This is a genomic window from Streptomyces sp. NPDC027189 (genome assembly GCF_055566975.1).
In genome coordinates this window covers 1-1,240 of sequence record NZ_JBVHRI010000092.1, presented here as the reverse complement: position 1 = coordinate 1,240, position 1,240 = coordinate 1, and the positions used below count along the sequence as shown (strand labels likewise).

The window sequence follows — 1,240 nt, the reverse complement described above, 5'->3', positions numbered from 1 at the left end:
CTAGTGCCGCATCAGGCAACGTTTGCCCTGTCCACGAGGGCGCATAGGCGCCGGTCATCGGCGTGGCGGTTTCGCCAGATGATGTAGCGGCGGATCATGCTGCCCTGTTCCTTGTGGCTGGCGTGGTCGGTGCCGTCGAGGGTGAAGTAGCGCAGGGCCGTGAACTGGGCCTCGATGCGGTTGAGCCAGGAGCTGTTGGTGGGGGTGTAGGCGATCTCGACGTTGTTTGTGGTGGCCCAGGTGCCGACCCGCTGGCACCTCTTCGTGGTCAGGTGCGGGGAGAAGTTGTCGCAGACGATCGCGATGCGGACCTCGGGCGGATAGAGACTGCGCAGGTAGCGGCAGAACTCCAGGAACTGGGTGCGCTTCTTGACCGGCTTGATGTGTCCGTAGAGCTTGTCCCTGGCCAGGTCCAGGGCAGCGAACAGGTGCCGCACTCCGCCGTAGCGGTTGTAGGTGGCCCGCCGCCTGCGGCGCGGTTCGCGGTCGGGATCCTTGTGCTTGCCGCCGCGTTCGGCCCACTGCCGGCCCGGGTGGGGCATCAGGTTGAGGGGCCCGAACTCGTCCATGCAGAAGACGACTTCGGGCTCGCCGTCCTCCGGTATGACCTCGCCGTCGGCGATCGCGTAGAGGTGTTCGACGCGGGCCTTCTTGGCCGCGTAGTCGGGGTCGCGGGAGGTCTTCCAGGTCTTCAGGCGTTGAAAGGAGACGCCTTCCTCGCGGAGCAGGATGCGCAGGCCCTCGTGGCTGATGTCGTCGACCACCCCCTCGGCGACCAGGAAGTCAGCCAGCTTGGTCAGACTCCAGGTCGAGAACGGCAGGTCGTGCTCGGCCGGCTTGGACTTCGCGATCTTCTTGATCTCGCGCCGCTCAGGCAGGGTGAAGGTCTTCGGCCGACCGCCCTTGTACTTCGGATACAGGGAGTCGAAGCCGTCGGTGTTGAAGTTGTGGATCACATCGCGGACCCGGTCATCGCTGGTGAACGTCACTTCGGCGATCTTCGCCACCGGCATGCCCTGTGCGGACAGCAGGATCATCTGGGCACGCCGCCAGGTGACCACCGACCCGGTGCCCCGGCGGATGATCCGAAGCAGCCGTCTGCCCTCGTCGTCGTCGATCTCGCGTACACGTACTCGTTCCGCCACCCGGACAGCGTGACGGACCCACGCCGCCCGGCACAGCATCGAGCCGGCGCGTCACATCACAACAGGGCAAACGTTGCCTGATGCGGCACTAGCTC

Annotated in this window: 1 protein-coding gene; it reads right to left on the bottom strand. The window is 65.7% G+C overall.

The window, feature by feature from the left end; translation table 11 throughout:
* Positions 1-11: 11 nt before the first annotated feature.
* On the bottom strand, positions 12-1,145 hold the full coding sequence (locus ACZ4RZ_RS50330; protein ID WP_467754386.1) for an IS630 family transposase: 1,134 nt from the start codon (positions 1,143-1,145) through the stop codon (positions 12-14).
* Positions 1,146-1,240 lie beyond the last annotated feature (95 nt).